Raw genomic sequence first — 7,551 nt, 5'->3', positions numbered from 1 at the left:
GTCCGGCTGTCGCCCAGCCGGCCCTCGGCCCGCGCGACGTCGGCCTGCGCCCGCTGGCCCCACGCGCGTTCGCGGGCCGGCCAGTCGGGCCGCTCGATCGTCAGCGCCTCTTCCAGCGCGGCGCGTGCCGCGGGATTCGGCTCATGCCACAAGCCCGCCAGCCCGGTCAGCTGCGCATACAGCCCGTGCTCGTCACCCAGCGCGCGGTACAGGCCCTGCGCGTGGTCCGCGGCACCGCGCGAGCGCCCGGGCGACGCTTCCGCCCACACCCACTGCGCCGCCCGCCACCACGCCGCCGCCAGCGGCTTGGGAACGTTGTCATGAAGCAGCGACTCGCTCACCTCGTGCCAGCGACGCGCCTCCGCGTGCAGCGACAGGTGGTGCCACAGCGGTGCGGCCGATCCCACCAGCGCGATCAGCGTCTGCGCGTCGTGCCCGTGCGACCAGGCCAGCGCGGCGCGCAGGTTGTCCAGCTCGGGTTCGTAGTGAGCCAGCCACGGCGCATCGGCCATCTGCAGCCAGTCGGGCTGCGCCGCGTCGAAGAACCGGCGCAGCGCTGCGGCGTGCCGCGCACGCAACGCGTCGGCGCGCGGATCGGTCGCCAGTTGCGCCACCGCATAGGCGCGCGCACTCTCGCTCAGCGCATAGCGCGGCGGGTCGCTCGCGCTCACCTGTACCAACGAATGGTCGGTCAGCAGTGCCAGGGCATCGATCAACGCCCACTCATCCGGCCCGTCGCCCTGCGCCAGCACCGCGTTTGCCAGCGGCAGGCTGAAGCCGCCGGCAAACACCCCGAGCGACACGAACACCGCGCGCTCGGCCGGCTGCAGCAAACCCAGGCTCCATTCCAGCGCCGCCTGCAGCGTCTGCTGGCGCGTCGGCGTGCCGCGCACCGCATTGGCCAGCAGCTTGAATCGATCGTCCAGCCGCGCCGCGACGCCGGCCACGCCCAGCAGCGGCACGCGCGCGGCGGCCAGCTCGATCGCCAGCGGAACGCCATCCAGCCGGCGGCAGATCTCGATCACCGCCTGCAGGTTGCCGTCACCCAGCGCGAAGCGCCGGTCGGCTGCCAGCGCCCGTTCGCAGAACAGCGCGACGGCGCCGTGCTGCCTGGCCTCGCCCAGCGCCGCCTCGGCGGCCGGCACGGCCAGCGCCTCCAGGCGCAGCACCTGTTCGCCGGCCAGGTGCAGCGGCACCTGGCTCGTCACCAGCACGCGCAGGCCGGGTGCACCGTGTCGCAGTGCCTGCACCAGCGGCGCCAGCCCCTCCAGCAGGTGCTCGGCGTTGTCCAGCACCAGCAGGCCCTGCAGGTTCTTCATCGCCGACACCAGGGCTGCTTGCGCATCGCCGCCGCCGGCCAGTTGCAGTGACAAGGCTTGCGCGATGGCACCACCCACCAGCCCGGGGTCGGTCAGCGCCGCCAGCTCGACCCAGGCCACGCCATCGGGCCAGGCCTGCCGGCGCGCCTGCGCGGCGGCACGCGCCAGCGTGGTCTTGCCCATGCCGCCCGGCCCGACCAGCGTGACCAGCGCCTGCGCGTCCAGCAGCGCCAGCAAGCTCGCCAGCTCGTGCTCGCGGCCCAGCAGCGGCACCGCCTGCTCCGGCAGGTTGCCGCGCGCCATGGCGGCCGGCGGCGCCGCGGCCGGCGCCTGCGCCACCAGCGTGAAGCGGTAGCCCCGGCCCGGCACGGTGGTGATGGCCTGCGGCCCGAGCAGTTTGCGCAGCGTCGACACGTGCACCTGCAGGTTGTTCTCTTCGACCACCAGGCCCGGCCAGACGAGATCCAGCAGTTCGCCCTTCGACACCAGCCGGTCGCTGCGCTCGACCAGCGCCTGCAGCAGGTCGAAGGCGCGTGCACCCAGCAGCGCGGGCCGGCCGTCGACCAGCAGCTGGCGCGTCGCCGGGTGCAGCTGGAAGCGTCCGAAAAGGTAGTGGTCAGGCAAAGGAATCCTCCAAGGCGGCGAATTTACGCGATGGCGCGGCTTTTCAGAACGATTCAGGCCGGCTTCAGGCGGATGAAGGACGGTGCCCGCGCGAATTCGGACACTGCATCCAGCTCAGGGAGAAACACCACCGTGGACATCAGCTCGCAGTTGCCGGTCGCCGCCTTCGGGTGTGCACTTGCCTATGCGGCTGCCAGTCTGTGGGTCGCGCACCGCCACACGCGGGCACGGCCCAAGCCGCCGGCGCGCGGCGAGGCAGCGCGTGACCGGGTCGGCTTCCCGGCACGCGACGGCCGGGCCTGGGTCTGCGGCTGGTACCTGCCGGTCGCCGTCGCGCAGGCGGCGGTGGTGCTGGTCAACCGCCACGAGCCGCGGCGCTGCGGCGAACTGGCGCCGCCGGTGCGCGAGCTGGCGCAGGCCTTGCGCGCGAAGGGCGTGTCGGTGCTGGTGATCGACCTGCGCGGGCAGGGCGGCAGCAGTGCGCGGCGCGCCGGTTTCGGCCGGCGCGAGCGGCACGACGTGCTCGGCGCCTTCGACTACCTGGTGGAACGCGGCTTCCGCCCGGGCCGCATCGGCGTGCTCGGCTCCGGCCTGGGCGCGAATGCGGTGCTGGGCGCCGCGGCCGAGGAACCCGGCATCCGCGCGGTGCTGGCCGATGGCGTCGGCGTGACGCTGGAGCGCGCGCTGCGCCGCCAATGGCACCTGCTGCCCTGGCTCGGTGCCCTGCTGGCGCCGGGCGTGCATGCGGCGGCCTGGCTGCTGGGTGCGGTGCTGCTGGACGAAACGCGGCTGCAGGCGCAGCTGTCGGCGCTGCAGGGCCGGCCGGTGCTGATGGTGCACGGCCGCGCCGACCGGCTGGTGCGGCCCGACGACGCGCACCGGCTGGCGCTGTCGGCGTTTGCGCAATGGTGGCTGGTCGACAACCGCCTGCCCGGTGCCGGCCGCGATGCGTGGGCGCCGTACACCGTGCGGGTCACCGAATTCTTCTGCCAGCACCTGCTGCGCCCGCGCACCGTCTGCGTGATCTGGCCGCAGGTGGCGAAGCCGGCGCCCGCAGTTGCCTGGGAACGTCTCGCGGCCTGAGAGAATGGGGGCATGTCCATGTCCCCAGCCCCCGCGGACGGCACCCCCGCCGAGCCCGCTTTCACCCTGCGCGCCGCCGAGTTGCGCGACGTCGTCCCCATCGTCGGCCTGATCCGCGAACTGGCCGAGTTCGAGAAGCTCACCCACCTGCTGCAGGTCACGCCCGAGAAGCTGCGACCGCACCTGTTCGGCGAGAAGGCGGTCGCCGAGGCGATGGTGGCCGAGGCCGACGGCGAGGTGGTCGCCTTCGCGCTGTTCTTCACCAATTTCTCGACCTTCCTCGCCCAGCCGGGCCTGTACCTCGAAGACCTGTACGTGCAGCCCTCGCAGCGCGGCAAGGGCATCGGCGAGGCCTTGCTGACGCGGCTGGGCAAGCTGGCGGTCGAGCGCAACTACGGCCGCTTCGAATGGAGCGTGCTCGACTGGAACGAGCACGCGATCCGCTTCTACGAGCGCATGGGCGCGACGGTGATGCCGGACTGGCGCATCTGCCGCATTGCGGGCGATGCCCTGCAGCGCTTTGCAGGTTGACGACCCCTCGCCCGGCGGGTACGCCGGTCGATCCCCCGAGGGGATGCGGGCCGGCTTGGGGCGGCCCGGCGCTCGGCCCGCTCGTAGTGATCCCGATGCCGCCGGCCTGAGCAGGGCATAAGCTGCGGCGATGCCCATCGCCGACACCTACCACGCCCTCCATTCGTCGTTCCGCTGGCAGGTGCCGGCCGATTTCAACCTGGCCGAGGCCTGCTGTGCCCGCTGGGCGCGCGACACGCCCGATGCGATCGCGATCCGCCACGAGCACGAGGACGGCACGCGCCGCACCTGCAGCTACCGCCAGCTGCAGGCCCGTGCGCGACGCCTGGCGGCCGCGCTGCGCCGCCTGGGCGTGCAGCGCGGCGACCGCGTCGCGATCGTGATGCCGCAACGCATCGAGACCGCCGTCGCGCACATCGCGCTGCACCAGCTGGGCGCGATCGCGATGCCGCTGTCGGTGCTGTTCGGCCCCGAGGCGCTGGAATTCCGCCTGCAGCACAGCGAGGCCTGCGTCGCGATCGGCGACGAGGCGTCGCTGGCCGCGTTGCGCTCGGTGCGCGCGGCCTGTCCGGCGCTGCGCTGCGTGGTAGCCGTGGGGGCCGTGGGGGCAGGCGCCGGCCTCGGCGACGTCGACTGGGATGCGCTGCTGCAGCAGGACGACGGCGATTTCGCACCGGTCGCGACGCAGGCCGCCGACCCGGCCATCCTGATCTACACCAGCGGCACCACCGGCCCGCCCAAGGGGGCGCTGCTGCCGCAGCGCGCGCTGATCGGCAACCTGAGCGGCTTCGTCGCGAGCCAGAACTGGTTCCCGCGGGACGACGACGTGTTCTGGAGCCCGGCCGACTGGGCCTGGACCGGCGGGCTGATGGACGCGCTGCTGCCGGCGCTGTACTTCGGACGCGAGATCGTCGCGTACCAGGGCCGCTTCGGGCCGGACAAGGCCTTCGACCTGATGGCGCGCTACGGCGTCACCAACACCTTCCTGTTCCCGACCGCGCTGAAGGCGATGATGAAGGCGGTGCCGGCGCCGCGGCAACGCTACGCGCTGCGGCTGCGCGCCATCATGAGCGCGGGCGAGGCGGTCGGCGACGCGGTGTTCGGCTGGTGCCGCGAGCAGCTGGGCATCACCGTCAACGAGATGTTCGGCCAGACCGAGATCAACTACGTGGTCGGCAACTGCACCGAGCTGCTCGCTGCCGACGGCACGACGCACCCGGGCTGGCCGGCGCGCCCCGGCAGCATGGGCCGGCCGTACCCCGGCCACCGCGTCGCGGTGCTCGACGACGACGGCCGCGAGTGCCCGCGCGGCACGCCCGGCGACGTTGCCGTGCACCGGCGCGACGTGCACGGCGAGCCCGACCCGGTGTTCTTCCTCGGCTACTGGAAGAACGACGGCGCGACGCGCGCCAAGTTCACCGGCGACCCGGACGACAGCTGGTGCCGCACCGGCGACACCGCGTTGATGGACGACGACGGCTACCTCTGGTACCAGGGCCGCAGCGACGACGTCTTCAAGGCCGCGGGCTACCGAATCGGGCCGAGCGAGATCGAGAACTGCCTGGTCAAGCACCCGGCGGTGGCGAACGCCGCGGTCGTGCCCAAGCCCGACCCCGAACGCGGCGCGCTGGTCAAGGCCTACGTGGTGCTGGCGCCGGGCGTGGCCGGCGATGCGGCGCTGGTGGCGCAGTTGCAGGCCCACGTGAAGGACCGGCTCGCGCCCTACGAGTACCCGAAGGAGATCGAGTTCATCGACGCGCTGCCGATGACGACCACCGGCAAGGTGCAGCGGCGCGTGCTGCGGCTGCAGGAGGAAGAGCGCGCGCGGCTCGCCCGCTGAGCGCCTGCACGGGGTTTCGAGGCCGCATAAACTGCGCCGATGAACTCCTTTGCCGCCACCCTTGCACTCGGCCGCAGCGACCTGCGCGTCACCCCGATCTGCCTCGGCACGATGACCTTCGGCGAACAGGTCGACGAAGCCTCGGCCCATGCCATCCTCGACCATGCCGTCGAACGCGGCATCAACTTCATCGACACCGCCGAGATGTACGCGGTGCCGACGCGGCGCGAGACCTACGGCGCCACCGAACGCATCATCGGCAACTGGTTCGCCGCGCGGCCCGGCGTGCGCGCCAAGGTGGTGCTGGCCACCAAGGTGGCCGGCCCGTCGCGCAACATGGACTGGGTGCGCAACGGCAGCGACAACCTGACGCCTGCCGAGATCGTGTCGGCCTGCGACGACAGCCTGCGCCGCCTGCGCACCGACGTCATCGACCTGTACCAGATCCACTGGCCGAACCGCAATGCGCCGACCTTCGGCGCGCTGTACTTCAACCCGAAGGCGGATCGCGAATTCAGCAGCATCCACGAGCAGCTGCAGGCTTTCGCGGGGCTGGTGAAGGCCGGCAAGATCAGGCACGTCGGGCTGTCGAACGAGACCCCCTGGGGCGTCAGCGAGTTCGTGCGGCTGGCCGAACAGCACGGGCTGCCGCGCGTGGCCACGGTGCAGAACCCGTATGCGCTGACCAACCGCTCGCTCGACAACGCGCTCGACGAGACGCTGTACCGCGAGCAGGTGTCGCTGCTGGCCTATTCGCCGCTGGCCTTCGGCGCGCTGACCGGCAAGTACGACGACACCGGCCTCGACGGCACCGCCAGGCCGGGCCGGCTGGCGCTGTTCGACACGATGAAGAAGGGCCGCTGGGGCCGCCCCGAGTCGCAGGCCGCGGCGCGCCTGTACAACGCGCTGGCGCGCAGGCACGGCCTCACGCCCACGCAGCTCGCGCTGGCCTTCGTGTACGGCAGCTGGCGCGTCGCCAGCACCATCATTGGCGTGACGACGCTGGCCCAGCTCGACGAGAACCTCGCCGCCTGGGGCACCGCGCTGTCGCCCGAGCTGCTGGCCGAGATCGACGCGATCCGCTGGACGCACCGCGACCCGGCGCAGTAAGGGGCGGCGGGCCCCGGTTCACGGCCGTGTCGCGGGTTCGATGCTGAACAGGAAGACCGCACCGCGGTCGGGCTCGGCCTGCGCGCGGATGTCGCCGCCGTGGCGCTGCACGATGCGCTGCACGATCGCGAGGCCCACGCCGGTGCCTTCGAACTCGTCGGCGCGGTGCAGCCGCTCGAACACGCCGAACAGCTTGTGCGCATGGAGCATGTCGAAACCGGTGCCGTTGTCGCGCACGAAGTATTCGGGCGCGTCGCCCTCGGCGCGCCCGGGCTGGCAGCCGATCTCGACCACCGCATGCGCGCGCTGGCGGGTGTACTTCAGCGCGTTCGACAGCAGGTTGATCCACACCTGGCGCAGCAGCGCCGGGTCGCCCAGGCAGGGTGGCAGCTCGCCGATGCGCAACTCGACCTCGCGGCCCTCGCGCATCGGCGCCAGCAGCGCGATCGCATCGCGCAGCAGCAGCGCGTGGTCGACCGGCCGGCGCACCAGCGGCTGGCGCGACAGGCGCGCGAACATCAGCAGGTCGTCGATCAGCTGGCCCATCTTCTGCGCGCTCTCGCGGATGATGCGCAGGTAGCGCTGGCCGGTGTCGGGCAGCTGCGGCGCGCAGTCCTTCAGCAGCGCCTGCGAGAAGCCGTCGATCGCGCGCAGCGGCGCGCGCAGGTCGTGCGAGATCGAGTAGCTGAACGCCTCCAGTTCCTTGATGGCCGCCTGCAGCTCGGCCGTGCGCGCGTTGACGCGCTCCTCGAGCTCGCAGTTCAGCCGCTGCACGCCGGCCTCGATGCGCTTGCGCGCGGTGATGTCGTTGACCAGCACCATCGCGACCATCGGCCGGCCCTGGGCGTCGTGCACCAGCGCGCCGTTGTAGTTGAAGACCTTGTGCCAGCCGTGGCGCGTGCTGCTGACGACGATCTCGGTGTCGTGCAGCGTCTCGCCGCGCAGGATGCGCGCCAGCGGCCAGTCGCCCAGCGGCACCGGCGTGCCGTCCAGCCGGTTCAGCGTGAACCAGTCGGCCAGCCGCGACAGCGGCTGGCGCGCCTC

At 72.4% G+C, this 7,551-nt stretch carries 6 protein-coding genes; 4 read left to right on the top strand and 2 right to left on the bottom strand.

The genetic code is table 11. The features are described from left to right. Positions 1–1,943 (bottom strand): ATP-binding protein (locus AC1DYN_RS30855; protein ID WP_477966334.1); only part of this gene is annotated, 1,943 nt, incomplete at its 3' end. Positions 1,944–2,075: 132 nt separating this feature from the next. On the opposite strand from AC1DYN_RS30855, the gene AC1DYN_RS30850 reads away from it, so the two are divergent. From AC1DYN_RS30850 to AC1DYN_RS30835, 4 genes are all read left to right on the top strand, one after another. Further along, complete coding sequence (locus AC1DYN_RS30850; protein ID WP_477966332.1) at positions 2,076–3,026, top strand: alpha/beta hydrolase; 951 nt, start codon at positions 2,076–2,078, stop codon at positions 3,024–3,026. A 12-nt stretch (positions 3,027–3,038) separates the two neighbouring features. Next, complete coding sequence (locus tag AC1DYN_RS30845; protein ID WP_477966330.1) at positions 3,039–3,557, top strand: GNAT family N-acetyltransferase; 519 nt, start codon at positions 3,039–3,041, stop codon at positions 3,555–3,557. Between the two features lie 130 nt (positions 3,558–3,687). Beyond that, positions 3,688–5,397: an acetate--CoA ligase gene (locus tag AC1DYN_RS30840; protein WP_477966328.1), complete on the top strand. Its 1,710-nt coding sequence runs from the start codon at positions 3,688–3,690 to the stop codon at positions 5,395–5,397. 39 nt (positions 5,398–5,436) lie between these two features. Beyond that, positions 5,437–6,507: an aldo/keto reductase gene (locus AC1DYN_RS30835; protein WP_477966326.1), complete on the top strand. Its 1,071-nt coding sequence runs from the start codon at positions 5,437–5,439 to the stop codon at positions 6,505–6,507. Positions 6,508–6,525: 18 nt separating this feature from the next. Here AC1DYN_RS30835 and AC1DYN_RS30830 read toward each other — a convergent pair. Further along, a partial coding sequence (locus tag AC1DYN_RS30830) for a sensor histidine kinase (protein ID WP_477966324.1) occupies positions 6,526–7,551 on the bottom strand: 1,026 nt, incomplete at its 5' end.

This window comes from Rhizobacter sp. P2_D12, assembly GCF_056404395.1.
Note: the sequence above shows the minus strand (reverse complement) of the source record. Positions and strands in the feature narration are given on the sequence as shown.